Here is a 25,038-nt window from a genome sequence, read left to right as displayed (position 1 = left end):
GGACGATCCCCTGCCTTCCCTGCAACCGCAGGGCGCTGACCGGCATTCCTCGGCCTCGCCGCCGCCCCACGCTGGCAGTCCCCGCCAGATGTGAGCCCCGCGAGGCAGCCTCTCGGTACCGCGGGCCGGTGACGGGGCCTTTCAAGCCGTCGCGCCACCGTTCCCTCGTCAGTTGTGTAGACAGCATCGCCTCTGAATGGAACGCTCACTACAGAGCAACGTAGTTGGCGCCGCTGCCCCGCGCGCCGGGCAGCTCGGCGCCACCGTCCAGAGGACGGCGCCTGTCGACATCGGCGCGTACGAACAGACGCGGTGGAACCCCGGAGCCGCCCGCGACGGCGCGGCGGCTCCGGACGTGGACCGCCGTGCCTTCCTTCGCCGAAGCAGACGGAACCCAACAGAAGGAGACCGATGAGATTCCGTGACGTACGCCGTACGGTTGCCCGCGCCGCGACCGTAGGCGCTGCACTGCTGCTGTCGTTCAGTGCGCCCCAACCGGCCTCCCCCGACTCCGGGCGAGACCCGCTGGTCGTTCGCACCGCGCACGGCACGGTCCAGGGCAAGACCGGTCCCGACGGCGGCCGGGTGTTCCAGGGCATCCCCTTCGCCGCCGCGCCGACGGGGGAGTTACGCTGGCACGCGCCCCGGCCGTCCGCATCATGGTCCGGCGTGCGGGACGCCACCGCACCGGCCAGTCCCTGCCCCCAACTGCCCCTGACGCTGCTCCCGGACGGCGGGCCGGTCCTGCCGGGTGACTCCAATCGCACCGGCAGCACCTCGGAGGACTGCCTGTACCTCAATGTGTGGACCCCGCCCGGCGCCGACGGCAGAAAGCTGCCGGTGCTGGTGTGGCTGCACGGCGGCGGCAACGCCTACGGCGCCGGCAGCGACTACAACGGTGCGGCGCTGGCAGCCCGGGGCGTGGTCGTCGTCACCGTCAACTACCGTCTCGGGGCACTGGGGTTCCTCGCCCACCCCGCGCTGTCGGCCGAGAGCACCGACCACGCGTCCGGCGATTACGGCCTGATGGACCAGCAGGCCGCGCTGCGCTGGGTACGGCGCAACATCGGTGCCTTCGGCGGCGACCGCACCAGGGTCACCCTGGGCGGTCAGTCCGCCGGGTCCGTCGACACCTGTCTCCACATCGCCTCGCCGACCGCGCAAGGCCTGTTCCACCGGGCCGTCCAGCAGAGCGGCAGCTGCCTGTCCGACGGCGCTCTCGACCCGCTCACCCTGGCCGAGGCCGAGAGGAGGGGGCAGAGCTTCGCGGCCTCGGTCGGCTGCAGCGACCCGTCGAACGTCGCGGCCTGTCTGCGCGCCGTACCCACCGGGGAGCTGATTCGCGGCGCCCCTGCGGCGGCGTCCCTGTGGACACCGAACACCGGACCGGCCGTCCTTCCGGTCCCACCGCGCAGGGCATGGGCTGAGGGACGGGTGAACGCGGTCCCGACGCTGAGCGGCAGCACCCATGACGAGTACCGGTACTTCACGGCGCTCAACGTGGACCTGCTCGGCGGTGGGCCCCTCACACCGCAGACCTATGCCGCCCTGATCAAGCTGCAGCACCCTGCTCGGGCAGCCGCCGTTCTCGGCACCTACCCGGCGTCCGCCTACGCCTCGCCGAACCTGGCCTACTCCGCTGTCGGCACCGACCAGCGCTTCGCCTGCCCGGCGCGTGCCGACGGCCGCCTGTACAGCGGCAGGGTGCCCGTCTACGCCTATGAGTTCAACGATCCCCAGGCGCCTGCGTTCATCCCGGCGCCGTACACCCCGCAGGGCGCGTTCCACGCCGGGGAGCTGGCCTATCTGTTCCCGATGAAAGCCCTGCCGCTCACCACCCCGGCACAGCGCCGGCTGTCCGCCACGATGACCGGCTACTGGGCCCGATTCGCCGCCACCGGCAACCCCAACGGGCCCGGCACCCCCGTCTGGCCGCGATACAGCGCCGACCGTGACAGCATCCAGGTTCTGGCTCCGGACCGGACCGCTCCTACCAACGGTTTCGCGGCCGACCACCGCTGCGCGTTCTGGCAACCCGCCGACACTTCCTGACGACTGCCCCGGCGCTCCGCGGAGCAGGCCCACCACCGCCGCACGGCAGCGCTTCAGGACACATCCGGGGCGCGTCCCGCCGAGCGGGAACTCCCCACGGGAACGCCGTGGTGGGCCGCCAGGGCAAGCAACGCGACGCGCAGCGGCTCGATCTCCAGGGAAGTGGCGGGCTCGAACCAACGGGCCACGGCGGTTCCGCTCACCGTTCTGAGGGTGAAGCGGGCGAGTTCGTCCGACACCTCGGGGCGACCGCCCAGGTCGAAGACGACGCTCAGGGAATCCTGGGCCCACGCCAACAGCGCGTCGCGGTAGTGGCGCAGCTCGGCCAAGGCGGCCGTGCTGGCGTCCTGCCGCAACATGCCGACCGCGAGCAGCAGCTTCAGACTGTGCGGGTGGCGTTGGAAGCTCTCCCCGACCGATCCGAGGAAGGTGTCCAGCCTGTGCCCTGCATCCGCACCGGGTACGTCGACCGGAGGCAGGGCCGCCAGCAAGGCGGTTCTTGCGCGTTCGAGCACCGCCACGTAGATGCCGTCCTTGCTTCCGAAGTGCCAGTAGAGGGAACTGGCGGGGAGTCCGCAGGCGGCCGAGATCATCGATATGGACGTGGCGGCGTAACCGTGCTGGGACATCAGCTCAGTTGCGGTGTCGAGAATCGCGTCGTGGGACCGCATGCCGCGCTCACGGGCCGATGCCTCTGTCATGCGCCCGACTCTAGATCAGCCGACCGGCCAAGCACAGCGGTTCAGAGGAATCATCCCAGGTCAGAACACCTGACAGTGCCTTGACCGGGGCCGGCGCGAGAACCGGCACCTCGGTGACGATGATGAGGCGGGCGACGACCCCGGTGCGCTCCTGGAAGGCCCGGCAGTGCGGATGCCCGCCCCCAGGGAGAACAGCATGGCCCCCATGGTGTCGTGGAGTTCCAACGCGAGGCGGCGTCCTTCCTCCTGCACGGCGACCTCGGCCGCATGGCGGGCCCGCTCCGCGACGACGACGGCGGCGGCCGCGGCCTGACTCGCCGCCTGCTCCAGGGCCTGGGCCGTCCGGTCGCTGAACGGCGCGGTCTCCCGGTTGGCGCCGTAGAGGAAACCGAACAGTCGGCCTTCGTGTATCACGGGCACGGCGATCATCGCGCCCAGCCCCTCCGTCTCGGCCTGTGCCTTGAAGTGATGCGTGATGGTGTCGGAGCTGCGGTAGTCACTCACCCACAGGGGCCGGCGCCGGAGCATGACCTGCCCGCCCAGCCCGCATCCGGAGGAACCTGGCCCGCGACCGGACCGGCAAGACGCACCCGGCCACGGGCCGGCCCGCTGCCGCCGACCGCCACGCCGCGCCGCTGAGAGGGGAGTCGATGGTGAAACGAGCTGGTGCGGGCGGAAGGCGACCATCAGCGGCAGAGGGCCTGTGTGAGTTCGCGATGCCACTGGATTCCAGGATCCGGGCCATTTCCGGACCGCCTCATCCACCCCGGAGCATCGGCACCATCGTTCTTCCAGACGCACCAGCGAAGGTCCTGACCTGGGAGCTCGAGTGCTAGGCGGAGGTGTCGTCCGCGCCCGCGAGCGTGCGCAACTCGAGTGCGGAGTGCATGGCTGGGTCCGGCCTGTCCCTCCCCATTACCGATCCGAGCCATCCCAGGAGGAGGCTCAGGGGAGCAGAGACGATGGTCGGGTACTGCAACGGGAACAGGCTGAAGTCCATGTCCGGGAACAGCGCGGTCGGACCTCCCGAAACCGCCGGGGACAGCACGGCCAGGACCACCGAGAAGACCAGTCCGCCGTAGATGCTCCACAGCGCCCCGGTGGTGGTGAAGCCCCGCCAGTACAGGCTGTACAGCAGCGCGGGAAGAATCGCCGAAGCCGCGATGCAGAACGCCAGCCCGGCGGCGAAGGAGACATTGAGGCGCTCGGCGAGCAGGGACACGCCCACCGCCGCGCAACCGATCAGCACGACCGCCCAGCGGGCGACCAGCAGTTCCTTCTCCTCGGTCGCGCGTCCCCGCTTGAGCACCGCACCGTAGATGTCGTGCGCCACGGACGTCGCGGCGGCGAGGGCGATGCCCGCCACCACGGCCAGGATCGTGGCGAACGCCACGCAGGCCATGACGGTGAGCATCCACGACCCGCCGAGGGAGTGGGCGAGCAGCAGGGTGGCCGTGTTCCCCGAGGGGCTCCCGGCGAGGATGGTCTCCGGGCCGAGCACCGCCGCGGCGCCGAATCCCAAAACCCCCGCGGTCACGCAGAACACGCACGTCAGAACCGCCGTCCACTGCACCGAACGCCGGGCAGCGCGCGCGGAGGGCACCACACACATGCGCATCAGGATGTGCGGGAGTCCAGCGGCTCCGAACAGGGCTCCAAGTTGGAGGCTCAGTCTGTCCAGCGTTTCCATACCGGTCCCCTGGGTGCGGGCGCCGGGGGCGAGGAATTTCTCCCCGACGCCGCTGCGGTGGGCCGCGGTTCCCAGCAGTTCACTGGGGTTCCAACCGAACTTCGCCAGCACCAGCACCGCCAGGAAGATACTCGCGATCAGGAGGACGGCCGCCTTGAGCAACTGTACGAGCGTCGCGCCGTGCATGCCGCTGATGGCCACATAGATGATCATCAGGACGCCGAGGAAGACCATCAGGCAGTTCTGGGCAGCCTCGCCGGATATGCCCAGCAGAGGTGCCGCGAGCGCACCGGCACCCACAAGTTGGGCGGTGAGGTAGAACAGCGAGATCACCAGCGTGGCCAGGCCCATGGCCAGATGGACGGGCCGCGGCCGCAGCCGGCGCGCCAGCGCGGCGCCCACCGTATAGCTGCCGGTGTTGTGGAACGGCTCTGCGATCACCAGCAGAATGACGGCCCAGACCACAACGGGCCCCACCAGATACGGGATGCCGTCGAAACCGGCCAGCGCGATGAGCCCCGGAGTGCCGAGAAGCGTCGCTGCGGAGATGAAGTCGCCGAACAGGGCGATTCCGTTGCGCGCGGAGGGCAGTTCGCGGCCGCTGACGAAGAAGCGGCGGGGGGTGTCGCTGTCCGCCGCACCCCACAAGGCGATGAGGACGACGCAGACGACGAAGACCGCAAAGACGATCAGGGTTGTTCCGTTGTGCGCGATCGGGGCGGAAAACTGAGAGCCGCTCATCGACGGCTCCCCCTCGGTTCGAGCCCTGCCCGCACCCTCTCGGCCAGCGGATCCAGGGTGGTGCGGGCGTAACGCGCGTACCAGCGGCACACCAGGAGCGTGGTGGCGCACTGCAGGAGCGCGAGGGCGAGCCCGATGTTCAGGTGGCCGACCAGCCTCGCAGCCATCAGTTCGCCGGCCACGTTGGCCAGAAGGGCGTTGAGCAGATAGAAGCCGACCACGGCGGTGACAACGGGAAAGACCCTGGAGCGGCGCTCCTTGCGCAACCGTTCGACGTCCGTCGGGACGTCCGGCTCCGCGTTGGGGGTGTGCGCGTAGGGGCTACGGACGTACGACGGTGGTCGTTGGAACGGCTCAAAGGGACTGGTCATGACGACATCGACTCCTCTTGGCTGCATGCCGCGGCGAGGGCGAGGCGTCACCGCAGGGGCAGTCGACCGGGTCGGTGTCTGCCAAGGCACGACTCGGTGTCCGAGCCGTGACGCAGTAACGTGCTCAGCCCTTGTGGGTCCTGATCTCCTCGATCAGCGAGGGATGTCGACCACGATCCTCAGGCTCACGGGCGGCGCCGTGGAACCAGGCGAACAAGCGAAGGACACGCCGCGCGGCACCGATTATGCCGAACGGCGTTCGGTTCGCGAGCTTAGAGGTGCCCAGCGTGCAGGACAAGACGTCGTCGGCAAGTCACCCTCCGCGTCCGCCTGAGGTCCGCTGCCGCGCTCTGCGCGGCGAATCAGGAACCGGCCGGCTTCTGTGGTGCCGTGACGCGGGCGTGCAGAGCGGTGAGGCCGTCGAGGAACATCTCCAGGGCGAGTTCGAAGCTGTCCCGGTCGATCACGCCTGCGCGGCCGCGCAGGCGGTGGGCCCCCGCGAGGTGCGGATAGCGCTCGACGTAGACTTGGACGTCGTCCTCGAACCCCCCGGCGAACGAACTCATCGCGGACCCGACCACCAGGTACTTGGTCGAGGCACCGATCAAAGTGGCATAGCGCGGCGGCCAGCCGGCGCCCACGAGGCCGCCATGAATGGCGTCGGCGCGCCGCAGGGAGGCTTCACGGCGGGCGGGGCCGTAGGCCAGGAACGGGACGATCTGGGGATGGGCAGCCAGCGCGGCGCGGTAGGACCTGGCCCAGGAGGCCACGCCGTGTCGCCAGTCGCCGGTCTCGAAGCCGGAGACGTCCACGTCCTCCATGATGGTGTTGGCGACTTCGTGGAGGACGTCGTCCTTGGTTTTGACGTGCTCGTAGAGCGAGGAGACCTGAACCCCGAGTTCCCGTGCGAGCCTGCGCATCGACAGTTCGGTGAGCCCGTCCCGGTCCACGATCGCCAGCGCCGTGGCGCAGATGCGCCCGCGGCTGAGAATCGGCTTGGTCGGTCGGCCCACCGATGCACCCCCACACCGTAAGGCGCCGCAGTCAGCAGCGCCCTGCTTCTGGCTTCACCTTACATGCGCCACCGATTACCGAACATCGTTCGGAAAGCTCCTTTACCCTGCGCGCGAATCCCCAGCGGTGGCGCGCCGGTCACCCGGGAGCGGCGACCCCCGCAGCGGTCCGCTGCTCCTGCTCTTCCTGGAACTCCTCCCACAACGCCAGATACATGCCCCTCTTGCCCCCGTAGTGGTGGAAGAGGCTGCCGACGGGGATCCCCGAACGCGCCGCGATCTCCGTCACGCTCGCGTTGGTGTAGCCGCGCTCGGTGAACACATCGAGCGCTGCGTCCAGCAACGCGCGTCGCGCCGAGACGTCCGCGGCGGCCGCGGCCTCTGCGGGAGTCCGCACCGTCGTCTCCGCCGCAGCCTCCACCCCCTCCGCCACGGTCTTCGCTGACGCTTCCGGTGAGTCGGCCGTCCGTTCCGGATGGGCCTGGCTCCCAGGTGCACGCTCGAACTGGTCCCCCACGGTCACCAGCGGTACGGGTGCACACGTGTGCACCTACCGACCGGTGACCGAGGGGTGGACCGGGTGTGCCGGGGGCTCCACGCGCGCCCCGTGCCGGGGCTTACCGGTCCGCGCAGGCACTTCAGAAGCACTGGCTGCCACTCAGGACTGGCTGTTGAGGAACCCGATCCCCACAGCCCCCCACCACCCCACCTGGGAAACCACGGCGGACATCGCTGCTCGCACCAGCAGCCGTCTCTCCACCCGCCCTCCCGCCTGCTCCGCGAGGGAGCGGTGCAGAGCGTGCGCGTGCACGCCGTTGAGAGCGACCAGGAGAACCAGTCCCAGCTTCACCCGGGTGGCTGCCAGTGCCAGGTCCGGGCCGAGGACGGCACCACTGATCACCATACCTGTCAGACCGGACCAGACGAGCACATGCAACGGCCCGGTGAAGTCCAGCACTTGACGCAGGCTGCGCCGCCCCAGCAGTCGGGGCTTCCGCCCTCCTCCGCCACGACGTTGCACAGCAGCTTTCCCGTGGTGAGGTTCTCCGTACGCACAGAACGGCCCGCGTGGTGCAGGTGGCCCCGCATGTGGACGAGCCTTCCGGAAATGGTGGATCGCCACCGCCTGACCTTTTCGCTGGCGCCCTCAGGAGCGTCGTACGCACTGCCGAGACAGCCGCCCGCATCCATCCAGATCGGTGTCACAGGCTGGAGCCTCGAGCCCGCCGCGGGTTCATGGGTGAAGGCGAAGGTGATGTAGACGGTCTTGCTCTGGGGCGCATGGTTCATGAGGTCGTAGAGCATGTTCCAGCGCTCACCCGGCGCACTTTGATGCCGTATCCGGGAGGCAGGACACTTTCCACTCGCTCGTTCCCGGAGGCGAATTTCCGCTGGGGGCCGCGGCAGACGACGTCGCTTTTCGAGTGGGTGCCCAGCACCGCGTGGTGGAGCATCGGACCGGTGTTGACGTTCGCGTTCGACCCGTCCGGATATACGAGGTTTGGCTTGAAGCCCGTGATGAAGCAGTCGTCGCACGGCTTCTGGACGTTCAGCGCAAGGCGGTTGCCGGTTTCACCGTGGTCGTGCCCTGACGCGGCGGGAAGGGTGAACGGCCCGTAGCGCACGGTCGTTGTCGTCCTGGCCTCAGGGACTCGGTGCGGTAACGATCAGTGGGGCAGCGAGGGGCAGACTTCGCCGGGACATGTCTCTCTCCTTTTCGGATCAGGAATTGACTGCCAGACAGGCAAGGACCTGATGCGGAAATCGGTGCGGGATCCCTAGGCCGCCGAACCGATTTTCCCTCGATCACATTCCAAAGAGGCGATCAGCCTTGCTGAAAGGAGAAATATCGGCCCTGGAATCGGGCATCCGGTTCACGTGTGTACGGCCTCGCCGCCGGCTCACCGGTAGAGTGACGTGCGCCTTTTGCGGTGTCAACACAGGCGGGACGCAGGTAAAATCAGGTGACGCACTCGTAATGCACTGACCAGCATTCTTCCTGCATTTTTGGCCGCACTGAGCGGGGCAAGACCGGTGACTTCACTGATTCGTGGCCGTGTCCCGCCGGTGATTGAGGTCGCCCTCACCGATCACCGCGGCGCCGCGGAAGGCCTCTCCCCAGGTTCATTCGGCAGCGCCCAGCCCGGCGAACAGAACGTGCATCAGCGAGGTCCAGGCACCATGGTCCGGGCTGTCCGCCCTTACTGCGGCGAGTACGTCCACTCCCAGGGACACGCACAACACAAGGCGGGCGCAGGCCGCCGCATCGATCAGGGGGCCGACCGTGCCGTTTCGCTGGGCGAGTTCAACCAGGTCCCTCAACTCGCTCTCCACCCGACTCAACGCGGCGTGGACCCTGCGGGCGACCTCGGCGTCCCGCCTGGCGGCTGTGAGCGCTTCGCTGACCAGCGGCGCACTCCGTCAGCGCGTACGGTGTGGAACCCCTGCGCGAGGTGCGTAGCGTGCCGGATCAGCATGGTCTTGCCGAGTCCCTGATCCCCTGTCAGCAGGAGTGCACCACCCTTCTTCGCACTGCGGCAGGCCCTTGCGGGGCGGGACCGGGGGTATCCAGCCGCTGTCGCCCGGCGACCCGCCCCGTGTCGGCCCCACTGTGAAGGTCTGCTGTGGCCATGGCCCGGGTCAGGCGCTGCTGGGCCTGGCCAACCTCGGCTTCGACCTGTCCGTGTACGACATCTTCGGCCCGCTGTCGGCCGGCGGCGCCCTTGTGGCCGCGTATGAGCGTGTCGAAGACGTCGAACATGTCGTCCACAAAGCCGTCGGGGAACACGCCGTCACGGACGTCCCAATTGACCTGGAGCCCTTCGGCATCGTCCATGGCCTGGCAGTCGATGAACACCTGCGGGGTCTGGGTGATGCCGAAGCCGTCCAGGCGGCCCTCGGCCCGCCTGCCCGTACCGCCGTCACCGAGGCCGATGGCGCTGGTGAACACGACGGGCATGAGGGCGGCTTCGCGGCCTCGGCGGCGGGCGAGTTCGCGCAGCACCTCCACTCCGGAGCACAGGCGGTGGTCGAGGTCGTCGAAGAGCTGCCCGCCCGCTCGCCGAAGGGGGCGCCTGCCCCCGGTTCGACGGCGAGGAGGTTGACGGTGGTGAAGTCGCCGACGACGCGGTCGATGTGCTCGTGGAGCGCCAGCCGGTTGAGCACCGTCAGATTGAGGCAGAAGCGCGGGCTGCGGCTCCAGCGTCCGATCACCGCGGCGTAGGCGGCGAGCACGACGGAGGACGGAGTGAGGCCGCGGCGCTGGGCGCGGTCCTTCAGTCGCTCCCAGGCGACTGTGTCCAGCTTCAGGTACCGGCGCCGGAAGCGCGGCTGCTGCCGCGGTTCCGCCTCGGCGAGCGGCAGGTCGGGGGCGGGCGGCAGCGTGTCCAGCCGTGACCACCAGTAATCGCGGTCGCGCTGGTGGGCAGGGGACTCGCGCAGACCGCGCTCGGCAAGCAGTTAGTCGCGGAACTGCACATCGAGGGCGGGGAGTTGAGCATCCGGGTCGGCATGCAAGGTCTCGAACTCGGCGAGCAGCAGCCAGATGCTCGCCCAGTCCGCGATGAGGAAGTCCATCGACAGGTGCAGTACGGCCCGCGAGTCGGTACGCGTGACCCGCAGCTCGAACAGCGGCCACCGCGTGCTGTCGTACACACGATGCCCCATCTCCTCGCGCGCCTTCAGGAGCGCGCCCTCGGTGTCTGCCCCGCGCACATCGGTGACGGGCACGTTCAGCCGCGGCACGGTGGGCAGGACGTGCTGGTGGCCCGCGGGGTCGATGACGGCGCGCAGCATGTCGTGGCGTTCGACGAGCCGGTTCCAGGCGTCCTCGGTGCGGGCCGGGTCCAGGTCGGGGTAGGTGACTTCGAGGTAGACGTGGCAGGCGACGCCGCCGTAGCCGAAGACCTCGTTGCGGCCCAGCAGATAGGCAGCCTGCACGTCGGTCAGCGGGAACGGCTCGTGGCGGGCCAGCGGATCGGGTACAAGGGCCATGGGCCGGGCCTCGGCACGCAGACACTCCAGCACGTCGGCCTTGTAGTCCTTGAGTGCCTGGAGCTGTACGGCGCTCAGCGTTCCCTTCGGGGCGCGGTAACGGAGGGTTCCGTCCTCCTCCCACAGCTGCGCGCCCGCCTGCCGCAGCTGCGCGATCAGCTCGGCAGGGTTGGATGCGATGGTCATCGGTCGGTCTCCTTGGCCTGGGCGGCGAGCGGCGGAATGTTGGCGTTGAAGCGGAAGAGGTTGTCCGGGTCCCACATGTCCTTCAGACGCGCCAGGCGTGTGTACGTCGCCTCTCCGTACGCGACGCGCACCCACTGCGACTCGGGGTCGGGCAGCAGGTTGACGTAGGGGCCTTCGGTCACGTCCTGGAGGTCCTGCCAGCCGGCGCGTGCGGGTTCCACGTGTTCGGGACTGTCGGCGTCGCCGTACCACTGGGCGCAGATCTCCACGAACCACTGGGCGCTGCGGTGGGTGAACGCGGTCGGCTCTGCGGGAGCCCGGGCGATGGCGCCGCCGAGCGCGCCGAGGACGACGGAGAAGTTCGGTCCGGCCGTGTCCGAGTGGCCCAGGAGCCGGTCGAGCGTGGTGTCGGACAGTTCGGTGAGGAGTTCGCCGCGGTTGTAGACGTGCTGGCGTGCGTAGTCGGGCGGTGAGGGCAGCAGTCGCTGGTAGGCGGTGTACGGCAGCGGGGCGACGCTGTCGGAGACTGGACGGGCGGGACCGTGCCGCAGCGGTGCCAGCACCTCGTCGCCCTGCTCAGGCGGCCCGAACCAGCTCGGGATCAGTACGACGCACCGCTCGAAGTGCAGACGCTCGGGTACGAACGGCAGCGGCGGCGCGGTCCACATGATGGCGATCAGCGAGGCCGCGTCCGGGGCGGTGGTGAGCCAGTCGCGGGCCGCGCGGAGGGCTGTGCGCGCCTGGGCAGCCGGGTGGACGAGTGCCCCGGCTACGACGGCAGTGACGGGGTGCAGCCGGAAGCCGAAGCGGGTGACGACGCCGAAGTTGCCGCCGCCTCCGCGCAGGGCCCAGAACAGTGCCGACGTCGGTGTTGCGCGGGCCGGGCACCGCGAGCCGCCTCCAACACCTCAGCCAACCTCGCGGCTTCCTCCCGCAGGCCCTCCACCCGCACCCGGGCAGCCGCCTCCCGCTCCTCCAGCATTCCCAGACCGACGCCACCGCGCACCCCTCGACCATGAAGCGAACACAGACGCCGCATGCCTCCCTCACCGCGAGCAAAACCATGCCTGACCAGCAGAAATCAACGGATCACGTTCGATTGAGATACGGCTTCTCAGTGTCCAGTGGAGCTGGACGAAAGCCGCGGTCTCGTCAGGGAATTCAGCGTGGACGCCATAGCCGACCGAAGGGGCGCTTTCACGAGTCGAGTAGCGCTCCACGGTGGTGGCGCCGGCCACACGGGCGGCGTGGGCGAGGAGGAGTTCGAGGTCGCCGACCTGGACAGTTCCGGAGTCCGGCAGGGTGCCGCATGACCACAGCGGCGACCGTGCCGTCCTGGTACGCCGACGCGGGATTCTTCTTCGGCCCGTCCGGGAGCCGATTTGGTCACGTCGGGGTCAGAAGACTTGCGGCGCGATCCTCATCGCGGCGAACGAGTGGCTCGGGACATGGCTGCGGTTACACCCGATCGGCCTCCGAGGGCAGGCGCATGCCCCGGAGCACGTCCGGGTCGAACCGCAGCATCGCGTCGAGGCCGGCGAGCTTGTAGCCATAGGTGTAGGTCGGAGTGCTGTAGGCCATCCGAAGTACGTCCTCGATGGTGGCCTTACCGTGGATCATCGCCTGACCGGTACCGACCAGTTCGGAGGCGATCTGGCTGATCACATGCACGCCCAGCAAGGCCCCGTCTTCTCTCCGGAACACCAGCTTCAGCAGGCCCTCCTCCCCAGCGATGAGACCGCGCGGGGTGGAGCCGAGCTCGCAACGGCCGATCTCGTAGGCAATGGCCGCCGACTTGCAGTCCTGCTCGCTCATACCCGCCCGGGCGACCTCGGGCATCCCGTAGACGGCACTGGCCGGAAGTCGGTCGACGTGGACGGAAAAATTCAGGTCGAAGGCTCCACAGACCGCCTGCCGCCCCTGATCGGTAGCGATCGACGCCAGCGCCGGGCCGGTGACATCTCCCGCGGCGAAGACCGAGGGGCAGCTCGTCTGCCCACGCTCACCGATCACCACCCGACCCCGCTCGTCGATCTCGATACCGGCAGTGTCCAGACTCAACGCCGTGACATCGACGCTGCGCCCCGCGGCGAAGAGCAAGGCGTCCGGCCGCAGCTCCCGGCCGTCGGTCAAGATGGTGCGCAGTTGGTCGCCGTCTCGCTGCGTCGACGCCATCCCGGTGCCGGTGATGACCTCGGTACCGCGTCGTCGGAACACCTGTTCCAACCGTGCAGAGATCTCCTCGTCCATCATCGCCACCAATTGGGGAGCGGTATCCACGATGGTTACCGGCACCCCGAGTGCCTGGAAGATCGTGGCGTATTCGACCCCGACTGGACCGCCACCCACGATCAGAATGTGCCGGGGCCGTCCACTGATCTCCATGATCTCTTCGGTGTCGAAGACCCATGGGTCGTCGAATGGCACACTGGCCGGACGCAGTGGTCGTGATCCGGTTGCGAGGATGATGCGCTCGCCGTGTAGCCGCGTCTCCTCGCCGGTTGTGGAGCGCACCAGCACCGTGTGGCCGTCCTCCAGCCGGGCCGAGCCGGCCACCAGGTGCACACCGAAGGTCTGCAGCCGGTCCAGTGTGGCCTGCTGCATGGCCGCGCTCACCTCGTGGGCCCGGGTGGTGAGCGGCCTAAACAGCACCTCGGGTGGGGCGGCCAGCGAGATCCCGTAGATGGCCTCCTTTTCGAACCCGTTCAGATACAGGGCGGCCTCCCGGAAGGTCTTCGTCGGTGCGCCGCCGCTCGTCACGACCGCCCCTCCGACGGTGTCGCGCTCGACCAACGCCACCGAATACCTCAGGTTCGCCGCCATCTGTGCTGCGGATTCCCCGGCTGGCCCGGCCCCGACCACGACAAGATCATAATGACTGGTCACGATTCTCACCCGCCTGACGACCTGATTCGGGGTCTATCGGTCCCTGCGCCTACCGAGCAGCAGCACATCCAGGTCACCCCGAATGAAGAATGTCCTCCAGTGCGCTCGAAACCGCAGGAAAGTACCTGTTCGCCAACCCCGTGCATCTGCATGTCGACCTCTCCGGTGGTACCGGTGTACTGCCGCGCCACGCCGCCGAGCGAATCCCCTTCCTGATGAACCCGGTGTCGTCGACGACGAACACCCCCCGAGGATCCGGCCCCTACTGCCCGGCCGGTGGCGCGCGCAAGCCGAACTGGGCCCCGAACGGGTCGACGACCACGCCGATCCGCCCGAACGGCGTGTCCTCGGGGGGGCCTGAGTACCGCGCCGCCGCCGTCGCCGACCGCCTCCACCGCGGCGTCGATGTCCGCGACAGTGAAGTAGGCCCTCCAGTGCGACGGCGTGCCGGGGGGAGCGTCCATCATCCCGCCGATGCCACCGGCCGGGCGGCCACCGACGTGGAACGTCTCGTAGTCGCCGGGGACCTCACCCGCCGCCGGGCCGAGCGCCGCGTACTGGAAGCCGAACACGTCCGCGTAGAAGCGCTTGCCGGCGGCCGGATCCGTCAGGAGCATGTCGTCCCAGGCGAACGACCCCGGCTCGTCCTGGACCTCGAAGCCGATCATGCCGGTCTGCTGCCACACGCCGAACACACCGCCGGTGGGGTCCGTGGCGACGAGGACGCGGCCGCTCCCGGCGAAGTCCATCGGTCCGGCGAACACCGAGCCGCCGTGCTCGCCGATCAGCTTCGCGGCGGCGTCCGCGTCGTCACTCGCCAGGTACACCGTCCAGGCCGACGGCCGGCCCTCCTGCATGGCGGGGTCGACGCCCGCGGCGGCGTGGCCGTCGACCTGGGCGATGAGGTAGCCGCCGTACTCCGCGCCGGTGTCGACGAACGTCCAGCCGACGACGCTCGTGTAGAAGGCGACGGCGCCTTCGACGTCAGGGACCTTGAGGTCGACCCAGCAGGGCGTGCCGGCGGGCCAGGGATCCGTACGGGTGGACATCGGAGCTCCTCCGTGGGGTGGGGGACGATCACGCGCAGCCAGCGCCTCATGCCGCCCGCGGAGCTGCTTTCGCTCGCGGAGCTGCTTTTACGATGAGCCCATAGATGTTGACGATGAGAACCCAGATCGGGAATGCCAGTTCGAGCAGCGGTATCATGCCAGCTGCGATCAACAAGAGAAGGCCGACCGCGGAGCCGATCAGCGCCAGCCATCGGGGGTACAGGCCGGTACGTAGGGCGAGCGTCGACGTGGTGAGTACGAACACGCCGGCCATGCGCGTCGCGTATATGCTCATAAGGTTGTAGGCGGTCGCACGTCCGAATATCCACACGTCCTGCAGCGGGCGGCCTTGATTTTCGGCGGCCAAGATGAGTAGTGCGCCAGTGAGCGCGGCCATCACGAACAGCATGCCGACGAACAGAAGGCCGCTGCCGAGGAAGAGCGTGGCGAAGAACTTGTCCTCCCTGACGCCCAGCTGATCACGAAGCGCGCCTATCGACCATAGGAAGAAGATTCCCGCGAATGGGACCAGGTTCAGCGCCAACACCACGGAGTCCCGCTGGGTTGAGCTGGTCAGCCACGTCCCCGCATCCGTCGGACTAAAGGGCACCGCCTGCAGGATCAATACGATGACGGCGCCGTACAGCACGGCGAACACGATGCCGGCGATGGCGGCAGCCCGCGGACTGCGAACTGCGCTAGGTGTGAGCTCGGCCTCTGCCATCACTGGCGCCTCCCAAGCTGGTAGTCGAGCCGATTCGGTCTGATGGCGATGCAGACCTGACCTGCTTGCTGACCGTCAGCCGCGCCCCGGCGGCTTTGGCGTTGGGCTGCTGGTGCAGGTCCTGGATCGACGACCACCGATCGGGCCCAGGTATATTCCGGTCAGGTGTCCGGGTCGCCGAGCCAGCGCAGAGCCCGGATCCCGGGCTGGAAGCAGTACTCGCCGCCGCGGTTGACGACGAAAGTCGGCAGGCCCCGCAGGCGGCGGCGGATGGGCTTGCGTGGCAGTGTGAACTGGTCGTGCTCATCGTGGGCGGCGATGAGCGGGTCATGCTCGTCGGGCGCACCGATGAATTTTCCGTCGTTGGCCCATTGGGCCTGCACGAATTCGTACTGGCGCGCGAGGTTGGCGTTGACCGCGGCGAACAGGAGGCCGCGGTCGGCACCGTCGTCGTCGAGGACGCCTTCGGGAAGCGGCGGTCCGTAGGTGGCACCGCGGCGGAGCAGCCGGTGCAGTCGCACCTCGCCGGTGACCGCGGCGTCGCGGGGGTTCATCCGCCGCGCGTGGGAGCTGACCGGACACATCAGACCCTGAGGATCGTCGCCGTAGAGGAAGGCGTTGTTGCGGTCGGGGTCGGCACCCAGCTCGGGCTTGTCGTGGTCTGGAGCGAGGATCAAAGGGGCGCCGCTGGGCCAGCGTCCGAAAAGCTTGGCGGCGAGCAGCTCCTCCTCGGCCGGGCTCGTGGCCTGTTCGTGGAGATACCGCCGGAACGCGGCCACGTCGGTGTAGAGCTTGCGGAAGACGAGGTAGCTCCCGTTGCGGCCGAGCACTTCCGGCTGCGGTGTCGGTGACACATCCCCGGTCTCGTTCAGGTAGCCCAGGACGAACTCGCCCGGCTTGAGCAGAGCCTCATGCGGGTTGCGGCCGGGAAGTCCGCTGCTCTCGATGCCGGGCTGGGAGATGCCGTCGTGGAAACCGAAAGAGTTCCGCCCGTCGAACGGGGAATAGACGTCCTGCCGCCAGACCCGCCCGATGCCGGGAAGTTTGTCCAGGGCGGTTCGGGCGGTCGCGCGGGTTGCCTCGAACCGTGCGACGTCTGGGGCGAGCAGCGTGAGCACCACGTGCACGTCGGACGAGCCGAGTGGGTGTTCCCAGTGCGCGGGGGCATTCCGGTCGACGTCACCGAGTTTGTCCGCACGTGCTGCCATGCCCTGCTGGAACTCCGGTGCGAACGTGTCAAGGCTGTCCTGGGGCACGCCGAGGGCCCGAAGGCCGGCGAAGCTGAACGCGGCGCTGAGCGAGGCCTGGGCGAGAGGATCGAGGACGTCGGCGGCCGAACTCACCACCTCGGCCAGTCGGCGCACCAGTTCCTGGCCGTCGCGCCGGTCGTCGATGCGAAGTACCAGGTAGGCGCCGGCATACGGGTCGGGGCGAGGCCGGAGCGTGCCTGCCTGTATGTCGTCCAGTTCGAGTGCAGTCAGGTCGGCGCTGGTTGGCGCGGTCGTACGGGTCATGGTCGTGTCCTGTCCGTCACTGCCCAGCCGGGGGCTGGTTGGCCGGCGCCAGGTATGGGAAGTCGGTGCCTGCGGGGGTGGTCGCGGCGCGGACGCCGTCGCTGATCGGGGGACCCTGCCCGGCCGTGATGAGCAGCGTGTAGATCTTGTCCATCACGTCGTCGTTGAGTGAACGACCGCCGCAGGTCGCATGCGGGTGCCCGGCCAACATCGACTGCTCGATCTCGAAGAAGCTGTTGTCCGTATAGGGCTTCGAGATGTCGATGACGAGGTAGTCGCCGAGGATCAGCTCGGTCAACGGGTGGGCGCCGTCTTCGGTGGTGGGCCAATCTACTTTGCCGTCGAGACTGTCGAAAACCGGAAGGTTCGCGTTGAGCCGTGTTCGGTAGGCGGCGCGGTAGTCCTTCCCCATGTGGAACGGATCCTCCAGATTGTACAAATCGCGCAGCTCTATGTCGCTGTTGACCGAGTCGTAGGTCTTCGGTGACAACATGACGTTCTTGACCTCAGGCCGGCCGGTACGCTCGAGCCTGATGGGCAGCGGACCCGAGACGACCGTCTCGGCGGCCACCGCGAACACCGCCCCATGCCCGCCGGTGAGCAGGGGTGCGTAGTCAGCCTCGACCACGATGCCCAGCACATCTGTTCCCATCAGGGAGTTCGTGCCGGGGCAGGAGAAGGCGAGTTGCCCGCTCATCATGGACCTCTGGAGGGCGGGTAGATCAATGAAGAAGGGGTCGGAACGCAGGCCGGCGTAGACGCTGAGGGCGTCGGTGTGCGCACCCGACGAGTCGTTAACCGTGACCGCGACGGGCTCACCGGAGATCGCGACACAGCGCCCGATTTGCCCCAACGCCGAGCCGTCACCGGGGGCCGGAGGAGCGAAGGAGAGGTCGAAGGCGATCTCCTCGGCTTCCGTGCCGACGGCGAGGTGCGTCACCTCGTCGGAGATCGTGACCGGGCGCATCCGGAAGCGAAAGGTGATGGCGTCGGAGAACGCCGTGTCCGGCTTCGCGTTCGGGTGCACGGTCATCACCAGGACGATCCACCCCGGCCGCGAAGGGCTGGGGAACACGTAGAAGTCGCAGATGTCACCGGCGGGACCGGCAATGGCCCGGGGCCCGGAGAAATGGTCTGACATGGTATCGACCCTTCCGAGTCGGAACGGCGGCTGGAGCCGTATTAGGCAGGCGGCGCAAGGGGCGCCGCCTGCCTAAACTGCGCACCGAACTCGGCGTCAGTCGGCAGCCTCATCGAGCAGCGGCTTGAGGGCCGGTTGCGCGAGCGCCGCCTGGGCGGCGGGGTCATCGAGGACCTGCTGGAACGCCTTGTTCACCCGCAGCGCCTTGGTGACTTGCGGCTGCGTCACGTCGCCGAAGAAGTCGAAAAATCCCGCGGCTTGTATCTGGCCCGACTGGAGGAACGCCTTGATGTCGGCATTGGTGACCGCGTCCACATCCTCGATCGTAAACTCATTGGTGTGCTGCAGCCAATCCGCCCACACCGGCAGGCCGATGATGGCGAGGGCGTCATCGACGTAGGGGTCCCACTCGCTCTCGAACGAGGTCAACCACATCAGCCGACTGTCGTCGTCGAACAGGACGAACCGGAGGCTACGCAGGCCGATCCTCTCGAGGTCCGACTGAGTGCGGGGGTCGCGCAGCCGGTCCTCAAACACCTGGATCGTTGCCTTCATGGGCTCCTTGTGGCCTTCCTTCACGCTCATAAGCGCGCTCAATTCCGAGACCACGCCGTGAACCCTGCCCTTTCCCGACTTCTTGCTGGCAGGTGTCGTCATGACTGCTCCTCCTAGATCCGGATCGTTCGCCTGTGTTGAGTTATTCGGCAGGCGGTCACCATGTCCTGGGATTCCCTATGTCCTCGGCCGGCTAGTAGTGCAGTGGCGACGCACCTCCCCGCGACGATCTCCTCGAGCGATTTGGGGCGACCACGCCCCGAAGTCGGTGTCCTCGACCTTGCACGATCGCCGTCAGTCGAGCGTTCTGCCGGCACGTCCCGGATCCGCTTGGCACCTCGGTCTGCTTCGCCGCATGGCCTGAGCGCCCGGCGAGCGGCAGTCACGCCGAAACGGCGGCCCGCTATCTGGCGGTCAGTCCCTGCCGGACGGCGAACATGGCGCCGGCAGCAACGGCCAGCGGGGCGGCGACGAGCCTCACGATCTTCATCGTAGCCTCTTCAGAAGGACTGAGCCTCCCCACGAGCTGCGGTGTGCGCTGTATCCCGCGCCGACACCTCACCCGCGGCGGGTGACTCAACTCTCCGTTGCCAGCCAGCTCGATCGGGTGACGGCTCGGCCGATGGCCGTTCACCCCCGGCTCCTAGCGACGCGGCGTACTCGGCCGCCGAGGTGGCCTGGGGCGAACACCCCCGGCAGGCCCGCGTCGCGCTGGTCGTCCTTGGCTGTGCCGGGGCGCAGCGGGTTCGTGTGCACGCCGGCGGGGACCCCGCCACGGTTCGTCCGCGCAGCCTCGTGTAGATCATCCCAGCTAGACCGAAGGCCGCTGTGTGATCGGGTCGACTGACCGAGTGCGCCGCCGCCGGGGTCTCGGGCAGCGCGCTTACCTCGGTCGGAGGACCCGTCGGCAGGCCCAGTACCGCCCAACGGCATCTTCCACCTCGGGGCGTCGCGCCGGATAACCGCCGAGCGCCGCCACGAGCGGTGCGAGCCTGGCGTCGGCGACGTAACCGCCAAACCGAGCTCGCGACAGACCGACGCCATCTCAGAACCAGTGAACCCGACGCCATTGACTAGCACCTGGCCCGCCGGGCGGCCAGCAGCTGCTGCAGCCGGTCAGCGTCGTCGCGGGTGCGCAGCACGCACATCCTTCAGCGCCGCCTCTGCCGGCTTCGGCCATGGCCGGGCGCGTATTCCGGTCGTAATCAGTGGGCGGTCGAACCCGACTCTCTCGCCACCGGCCAAGTGCAGATGCTGGCCCGCCAGGTCCAGTTCCGTGGCGGGCACGCCGAGCCGCCACTCCGCTTCGACGTCATCGCGTCGCGGCGGCCCGGTGTGGCCCGCCGCTACCCACCCCTCGATCACCTGCTTGGACAGCGGCGGCCGGTCGTACGGCTCGTGGGTTCGTCCCCGATCAGAGTCAGCGAGCCGGCGGCGGCGGCTCCGAACAGGGTGGCGACGAAGACCAGTCCGCTGCCAAGGAACACGGTGGTAACGAATCTGTCCTCGGCTCCGCCGACCTGTGCGCGCAGGGCTCCCATGAACCAAAGGAAGAAGATTCCCGCGAACGGGACGATCTCCAGTGCCACGCGCACTGCCCAGAGCTGGTCCGGATCGACGGCCGCGTCGGCAGCGTTCCCGGAGGGGATGGCGATCCGCATCAGCACCATCGCCGCCGCCAGCAGCACCGCGAGCACGGCCCCTGCCATCCCGGCGGCCCGAGGCGTCCGCAGCCTCTCGCTCTTCGCCTCCATGCAAGCTCGCCTTCTTTCTCGGTTCCCCTTTCGGTCCAGCAAGCAGTCACTGGTGCGCCCGCGCCACAGGGGACACCCGTGTGGGGGATACGGAGACACCCGTGTGCGGGGACACTCGCGTGCATGCCTCGCGTGCGGTCTCACGGCGGGTGCGCGTCCGGAGAAGCACGGTGCCTGCGATCAGCAGCACAGCTCCCGCCGCAGAGGGCCACAGCTGGGCGCCAGTAGCGGCAAGCCCGCCCGATCCGGCCTGTTGCTCGCCGCTGCCGTCAGCCAGTTGGCGCCCTCACCGAGTCACACGTCCGTACCGTAAGCACCCGACGGGTGGGCCAGGCGGACCACGGCCCGCCCGTCCGTGCTCCGGTCGAGGTCGCTGAAGGGGGTGTCCAGCTGGCGTGCTCCGACAGCCTGCGGCGCACGCAAGTCGTACGCCGTCCCGGCGACCGGCTCGTCTGCCGTTGGCAGGCCGCGCTCGCAGCCGCGTCCGTGCAGGGGCAGTCAGCATCTGGCCGCGGTCCCCGGTGATCTGGTCCTGTGCGGCGAATCCGTCGACCACCGCGCGTTCACCGACCGTGTAAGATCGGAGCGCCGCACCCAGCTCAACCTCGACAACACTGTTCGCGCCCTGGCGAAGGATCAGTTGCCGTCCGGTACAGGTCTCTTCCAAGCGTGGCCTCCTTGGTCCACGGGCCCGGCGCTCTCAGACTCGAGCGACGGCCTGCAGTATCGGCCTCGGTCGGGAGCATGTAGCCCCCCAACAGCCCGGTCAAGCGCAATACGATCCTGCGGGCGGAGTCGCTCGGCGCTATAGCCCGCTGGAACCAGGGCCGGCGGGCGACAGGCTCAGCCCCGCTCCGCCGGGAGTTCCCGATCGCCGTAGCGATGCCGGACACGACCGGTATCCCTGCGCGGATACGACGTGCCCAGGCCGACCCCAGCCAGTAACGTCCGCCGCAGCCCGGTCGGCATCGAAGAGGGTGCACGGCTCCGGCACCTACCGTCGCCTCGGCGTTCCTGATACCGCCCGAACTGCGGCGGGGTCTGCGGCCGGGGCCATTACGCCGTAAAGGTGCTGCCCGCGCGGGGTGGCCGTCGCCTGCGGCCGTGGGCGAGCGGTCGTCGACTGCTGCGACGTGGCAAGGACGACCGAGGTGAGGAATGGTGGATGGCGGGGCATTCTCCGAGACTCCGGAGCAACCATGGACCGCTACCCACCCATCGCAGAGCACGGCCTGGTGGGCGACCTGCAGACCGCCGCGCTCGTGTCGTCGCAGGGCGTCGTGGACTGGTTTGCCGCTCCAAGGTTCGACTCTCCCAGCATCTTCGCCGCCCTGCTCGACCACGACCACGGCGGGTACTTTCGCCTGGCCCCCGAGGACCCCGACGCGGCCTGCAAACAGCTCTACTACCCCGACACGGCCATCCTGGTGACCCGGTTCATGTCGCCGGACGGCGTGGGCGAGGTGGTCGACTTCATGCCCCCGGACCAAACCCGCACCGCCACGGACCGGCACACCCTGATCCGCGTGCTACGCGCCGTGCGGGGGACCGTCGACTTCACGCTCGAGTGCCGGCCGCGCTTCGACTACGGCCGGGCCGAGCATCAGCTCGAACTCGACGGCAACGGCGCCCTCTTCCGCGCTCCGGGAAACGATGCGCACCTGCAGACCACCTTCCCGCTGGAGCGGGACGGTCAGGACGTGCGCGGCAACGTGACACTGAGCGCCGGTGAGGCCCACGGTGCGGTCTTCACCGTCTGCGCGTCCGGCGGCAAGGCGCCAGTTTCCCCCAACGCCGACGGGCTGACCGAACAGTTCCAGGAAGTCGTCCGCTTCTGGCAGCAGTGGCTGAGCCAGTCCCGCTACCGGGGCCGCTGGCCCGAGCTGGTGCACCGCTCGGTCATCACCCTCAAGCTCCTCACCTATGCGCCCACCGGCGCGTTGATCGCGGCGGCCACGATGGGCTTGCCCGAGCAGGTCGGCGGAGAGCGCAACTGGGACTACCGGTTCACCTGGGTACGTGACAGCGCTCTGTCCGTGCGCGCCATGCTGGACCTCGGCTTCGCCGAGGAGGCCACCGCATTCGTCCACTGGCTGGTGGACAGGCTGCGCGAGCGCGAGGGCAGGGACGGAGAGCCGCTGCAGACCATGTACCGGGTCGACGGTGACCCCGACCTGCCGGAGGAGACACTCGATCACTTCGAGGGCTACCGCGGTTCCTCCCCCGTACGTATCGGCAATGGTGCTGCCGACCAGCTTCAGCTCGACATCTACGGCGAAGCCGTCTATGCGCTGGCGCAAGAGGGCGAGACGGCGCGGCAGGCCAGCTTCCAGGGCTGGAAGGCCCTTGCCAGAACGCTGGACTGGTTCGCCGACAACTGGGACAGGCCGGACGAGGGCATCTGGGAGACCCGCGGGGGCCGAAAAAACTTCACCTACAGCAGGGTGATGTCCTGGGTCGCCTTCGACCATGGGCTGCGCCTGGCCGAGGCCTTCCGCAAGCCCGCCGACCAGGAGAAATGGCGCAAGGCCAGAGACGCGGTCGTCGAGCAGGTCATGCAACGCGGCTGGAGCGAGAACGAGCGCGCCTTCATTCAGCACTACGACAGCGAAGTCCTGGACGCCTCCCTCCTGCTCATGCCCAGAGTTGGATTCATTGCCCCCAGGGACCCCGTCTGGCTGTCCACGCTCGACGCGATGGACCGCAAACTCGTCTCCGACAGCCTTGTCTACCGCTACGACCCGGAAGCATCACCGGACGGGCTGCGCGGCTCGGAAGGCACCTTCAGTCTGTGTACTTTCCTCTACGTGGACGCGCTCGCCCGGGCGGGCCGGCTGCCCCAGGCCCGCTACACCTTCGAGAAGATGCAGACCTACGCCAACCACGTCGGACTCTTCGCCGAGGAGGTCGGTCCAAGCGGTGAGCAACTCGGAAACTTCCCACAGGCATTCACCCACCTGTCGCTGATCATGGCCGCCACCACCCTCGACAAGGCACTCGACCAGGAACAGAGACGCTGATTATGGTCACGCCGGCCACTCCGGCGGGACCACCGCGGCTGAGCGCCGCCGAAGTCGCCGAACTCTACGCCCGCGGCCACCGCACGGCCGATGCCGTCCCCGGCGCCCACCACCGCGGAGCCCTCGGCGACCTCATCGCGGTCGCGAGTGCCCAGCACGTCCGGGTGACCGGGGCGTCCGAGCGTCCGCCGAACGACGGGTCGCCGGACGCACGGGCCATTTCATGCCCGTCCGACTAGTGGAATCCCAGTACGCCGCCCTCGAACCGCTGCGGCCCAACGAGCCCGGTCTGACCGTGGACTTGGCGGCCGACCCGCAGGGCATCGTCGACGAGGCGTTGTTGCCGTACGGACGAGCCTCAACTGCACGATCCGAACGCTGCCGTGCCGTTGCGGGAGCCGGGCAGACGGCGGACGTTTCCAGCGGCTTCGGCTTGCTCGCGCAGACGCGTGATCTCGTCGTGCTGGGCGGCCAGCCGGGAGACCGCCAGCGTCTTGAACGCGGCGAGTTCGGCCAGCTCTGCATCACGGCGAGCGACCCGGTCCTTCAGCTCGGCGACCTGTTGCTTGAGCCGTTCGATCTGGGCGGTCCGCGGGTCGACGACCTCTCCGGCCTCCTGGAGAGCTCGGAGCCGTCGCTCGAACTCCTCGGCGAGGTGCTGGTAGGGGCCGGGCGGATCCGTCGCGGTCCCTCTTCGGATAGAACGCGGTCCGGCTCACCCCGGCCTCGGCGGCCAGGGTCTTGAGGTCGGCCTTGCCGCCCGGCGGTAGGTCGCCCGCCAGCAGCCGGTCCATGGCCGCCCGGATCGCCGCCTCGTTGCGGCTTTTGGTGTGTTCGCTGATGCGTGGCATCGTCAGTCCTGTCCGTATCCGGTGCCTGCGGTGATGATCTCTTCCACGACCTGCTGGGCCCGCTCCACTTCCGGCCGCAGCCGGGCTTTCTCCGACTTCGGGAAGCACGGGTTGTCCAGGAAGACCTTGCTGTTGGTTCATGCACTGAAGCGGAACTCCACCACGCCGCCGTCCTGCATAACGTCAGCAGAACGTAGGCGTCGGTGCGCAGCAGGGCGAACAGGCCGATGTGGAGTTCAATTCGGTTCCCCAGCGCCTCGGGCCAACGCGGAGGCAGTTCATCGACCAGCGTGCTCTTCCCGCTGCCGAACGCGCGAGCGCTCGCGGCGAAGGCAAGGGCCACCCTGTACGCGCCGCTGCTGACCAACCTGTCACCAGGAGTTGGCGCAGCTGACCGGCCAGGCGGATTTGATCGTCGGCCTGGCGGTGAGCGGCCGTGACCGCCCGCTGCCCGACGTGCACCGGATCTTCGGTCCGTTCGCCACCGGTCTGCGGCTGCGCGGGACGACGAGCGCGCGGAGGACTTCGGCGAGCCCTGCACCGGATCGTGGCCGAGACCGAAGAAGCGCGCAGGCACGAGGACATCGTGCCCCGCAACGGCGACGGCTGCTGCACGCGGCGGATCCCGAACTGCCGCTGGTGCACGGCCTGGTGGACGGGTCAGCGGCCCTCGCCTACTGGGAGGCCGTGGAACGTGCCGGGGTGACGGCAGGCCCGCTGCACCTGCTGGGTCACACCGTCGGGCCGGATGAGCTGGCGGGAGTGCGGACCGTGTCCTGAGGCGTGGTGGTGCGGGG

Annotated in this window: 24 protein-coding genes and 1 pseudogene; 6 read left to right on the top strand and 19 right to left on the bottom strand. The window is 68.7% G+C overall.

Annotated elements, in window-relative coordinates; all coding sequences use genetic code 11:
• Positions 1–411: 411 nt before the first annotated feature.
• Entirely contained in the window at positions 412–2,052 is a 1,641-nt protein-coding gene (locus tag ACFYWY_RS22255) for a carboxylesterase/lipase family protein (RefSeq protein ID WP_389189348.1), read from the top strand.
• A gap of 53 nt (positions 2,053–2,105) precedes the next feature.
• Here the strand turns inward: ACFYWY_RS22255 and ACFYWY_RS22250 are convergent, their stop codons facing one another.
• From ACFYWY_RS22250 to ACFYWY_RS22195, 12 genes and pseudogenes are all read right to left on the bottom strand, one after another.
• Positions 2,106–2,753, bottom strand: coding sequence for a TetR/AcrR family transcriptional regulator (locus ACFYWY_RS22250; RefSeq protein WP_389189345.1), 648 nt, complete (start codon positions 2,751–2,753; stop codon positions 2,106–2,108).
• A 60-nt stretch (positions 2,754–2,813) separates the two neighbouring features.
• Positions 2,814–3,440: a GAF domain-containing protein gene (locus ACFYWY_RS22245; RefSeq protein ID WP_389189550.1), complete on the bottom strand. Its 627-nt coding sequence runs from the start codon at positions 3,438–3,440 to the stop codon at positions 2,814–2,816.
• A 145-nt stretch (positions 3,441–3,585) separates the two neighbouring features.
• Positions 3,586–5,184 carry a cation acetate symporter gene (locus ACFYWY_RS22240; protein WP_389189342.1) on the bottom strand — a complete coding sequence of 533 codons (1,599 nt, stop codon included), beginning with the start codon at positions 5,182–5,184 and terminating at the stop codon, positions 3,586–3,588.
• A complete protein-coding gene (locus ACFYWY_RS22235) occupies positions 5,181–5,555 on the bottom strand; it encodes a DUF485 domain-containing protein (protein WP_389189339.1) in 375 nt (124 codons plus the stop codon). The genes ACFYWY_RS22240 and ACFYWY_RS22235 overlap by 4 nt, the downstream gene beginning before the upstream one ends.
• 362 nt (positions 5,556–5,917) lie before the next feature.
• Positions 5,918–6,568: a TetR/AcrR family transcriptional regulator gene (locus tag ACFYWY_RS22230; protein WP_389189336.1), complete on the bottom strand. Its 651-nt coding sequence runs from the start codon at positions 6,566–6,568 to the stop codon at positions 5,918–5,920.
• A 139-nt stretch (positions 6,569–6,707) separates the two neighbouring features.
• Positions 6,708–6,965 (bottom strand): TetR/AcrR family transcriptional regulator, encoded by a 258-nt coding sequence (locus ACFYWY_RS22225; RefSeq protein ID WP_389189333.1) that lies wholly within the window; start codon positions 6,963–6,965, stop codon positions 6,708–6,710.
• 261 nt (positions 6,966–7,226) lie between these two features.
• On the bottom strand, positions 7,227–7,526 hold the full coding sequence (locus ACFYWY_RS22220; protein WP_389189329.1) for a hypothetical protein: 300 nt from the start codon (positions 7,524–7,526) through the stop codon (positions 7,227–7,229).
• Positions 7,527–8,692: 1,166 nt separating this feature from the next.
• A complete protein-coding gene (locus tag ACFYWY_RS22215) occupies positions 8,693–8,890 on the bottom strand; it encodes a hypothetical protein (protein ID WP_389189326.1) in 198 nt (65 codons plus the stop codon).
• A 181-nt stretch (positions 8,891–9,071) separates the two neighbouring features.
• On the bottom strand, positions 9,072–9,572 hold the full coding sequence (locus ACFYWY_RS22210) for a hypothetical protein (RefSeq protein WP_389189323.1): 501 nt from the start codon (positions 9,570–9,572) through the stop codon (positions 9,072–9,074).
• A gap of 113 nt (positions 9,573–9,685) precedes the next feature.
• Positions 9,686–9,949: pseudogene (locus ACFYWY_RS22205) on the bottom strand (hypothetical protein); the annotation flags it as partial.
• A 78-nt stretch (positions 9,950–10,027) separates the two neighbouring features.
• Positions 10,028–10,747, bottom strand: a complete 720-nt coding sequence (locus tag ACFYWY_RS22200) for a hypothetical protein (RefSeq protein ID WP_389189320.1) — start codon at positions 10,745–10,747, stop codon at positions 10,028–10,030.
• Positions 10,744–11,415, bottom strand: coding sequence for a BBE domain-containing protein (locus ACFYWY_RS22195; protein ID WP_389189317.1), 672 nt, complete (start codon positions 11,413–11,415; stop codon positions 10,744–10,746). Before ACFYWY_RS22195 ends, ACFYWY_RS22200 begins: the two co-directional genes overlap by 4 nt.
• A gap of 456 nt (positions 11,416–11,871) precedes the next feature.
• Between ACFYWY_RS22195 and ACFYWY_RS22190 the strand changes: the two genes are divergently transcribed.
• A complete protein-coding gene (locus ACFYWY_RS22190; protein ID WP_389189314.1) occupies positions 11,872–12,060 on the top strand; it encodes a hypothetical protein in 189 nt (62 codons plus the stop codon).
• 145 nt (positions 12,061–12,205) lie between these two features.
• On the opposite strand, the gene ACFYWY_RS22185 is transcribed toward ACFYWY_RS22190, so the two are convergent.
• The 7 genes from ACFYWY_RS22185 to ACFYWY_RS22155 all read right to left on the bottom strand — a co-directional run bounded on the left by ACFYWY_RS22185 (position 12,206) and on the right by ACFYWY_RS22155 (position 20,370).
• Positions 12,206–13,633 carry an FAD-dependent oxidoreductase gene (locus tag ACFYWY_RS22185; RefSeq protein ID WP_389189311.1) on the bottom strand — a complete coding sequence of 476 codons (1,428 nt, stop codon included), beginning with the start codon at positions 13,631–13,633 and terminating at the stop codon, positions 12,206–12,208.
• A gap of 5 nt (positions 13,634–13,638) precedes the next feature.
• Positions 13,639–14,682 carry a VOC family protein gene (locus tag ACFYWY_RS22180; RefSeq protein ID WP_389189309.1) on the bottom strand — a complete coding sequence of 348 codons (1,044 nt, stop codon included), beginning with the start codon at positions 14,680–14,682 and terminating at the stop codon, positions 13,639–13,641.
• Between the two features lie 46 nt (positions 14,683–14,728).
• Positions 14,729–15,406, bottom strand: a complete 678-nt coding sequence (locus ACFYWY_RS22175) for a hypothetical protein (RefSeq protein ID WP_389189306.1) — start codon at positions 15,404–15,406, stop codon at positions 14,729–14,731.
• A 161-nt stretch (positions 15,407–15,567) separates the two neighbouring features.
• On the bottom strand, positions 15,568–16,920 hold the full coding sequence (locus tag ACFYWY_RS22170) for a Dyp-type peroxidase (protein ID WP_389189303.1): 1,353 nt from the start codon (positions 16,918–16,920) through the stop codon (positions 15,568–15,570).
• 16 nt (positions 16,921–16,936) lie between these two features.
• The gene (locus ACFYWY_RS22165) at positions 16,937–18,061 is read right to left on the bottom strand and encodes a DUF4331 family protein (RefSeq protein ID WP_389189300.1); all 1,125 of its coding nucleotides are present in this window, start codon (positions 18,059–18,061) and stop codon (positions 16,937–16,939) included.
• Positions 18,062–18,157: 96 nt separating this feature from the next.
• The gene (locus ACFYWY_RS22160; protein ID WP_389189297.1) at positions 18,158–18,718 is read right to left on the bottom strand and encodes a hypothetical protein; all 561 of its coding nucleotides are present in this window, start codon (positions 18,716–18,718) and stop codon (positions 18,158–18,160) included.
• 1,259 nt (positions 18,719–19,977) lie between these two features.
• Positions 19,978–20,370: a hypothetical protein gene (locus ACFYWY_RS22155; RefSeq protein ID WP_389189294.1), complete on the bottom strand. Its 393-nt coding sequence runs from the start codon at positions 20,368–20,370 to the stop codon at positions 19,978–19,980.
• Between the two features lie 1,199 nt (positions 20,371–21,569).
• Between ACFYWY_RS22155 and ACFYWY_RS22150 the strand changes: the two genes are divergently transcribed.
• From ACFYWY_RS22150 to ACFYWY_RS22135, 4 genes are all read left to right on the top strand, one after another.
• The gene (locus ACFYWY_RS22150; protein ID WP_389189291.1) at positions 21,570–23,390 is read left to right on the top strand and encodes a glycoside hydrolase family 15 protein; all 1,821 of its coding nucleotides are present in this window, start codon (positions 21,570–21,572) and stop codon (positions 23,388–23,390) included.
• Between the two features lie 2 nt (positions 23,391–23,392).
• A complete protein-coding gene (locus ACFYWY_RS22145) occupies positions 23,393–23,629 on the top strand; it encodes a hypothetical protein (protein ID WP_389189288.1) in 237 nt (78 codons plus the stop codon).
• The gene (locus ACFYWY_RS22140; protein WP_389189285.1) at positions 23,614–24,135 is read left to right on the top strand and encodes a hypothetical protein; all 522 of its coding nucleotides are present in this window, start codon (positions 23,614–23,616) and stop codon (positions 24,133–24,135) included. Before ACFYWY_RS22145 ends, ACFYWY_RS22140 begins: the two co-directional genes overlap by 16 nt.
• A 487-nt stretch (positions 24,136–24,622) precedes the next feature.
• A complete protein-coding gene (locus tag ACFYWY_RS22135; RefSeq protein WP_389189282.1) occupies positions 24,623–25,021 on the top strand; it encodes a hypothetical protein in 399 nt (132 codons plus the stop codon).
• The last annotated feature ends 17 nt before the right edge of the window (positions 25,022–25,038 follow it).

The sequence above is a fragment of the Streptomyces sp. NPDC002870 genome (assembly GCF_042888505.1).
In the GTDB taxonomy this organism is placed as follows: domain Bacteria; phylum Actinomycetota; class Actinomycetes; order Streptomycetales; family Streptomycetaceae; genus Streptomyces.
This window is presented reverse-complemented; position numbering and strand designations above follow the sequence as displayed.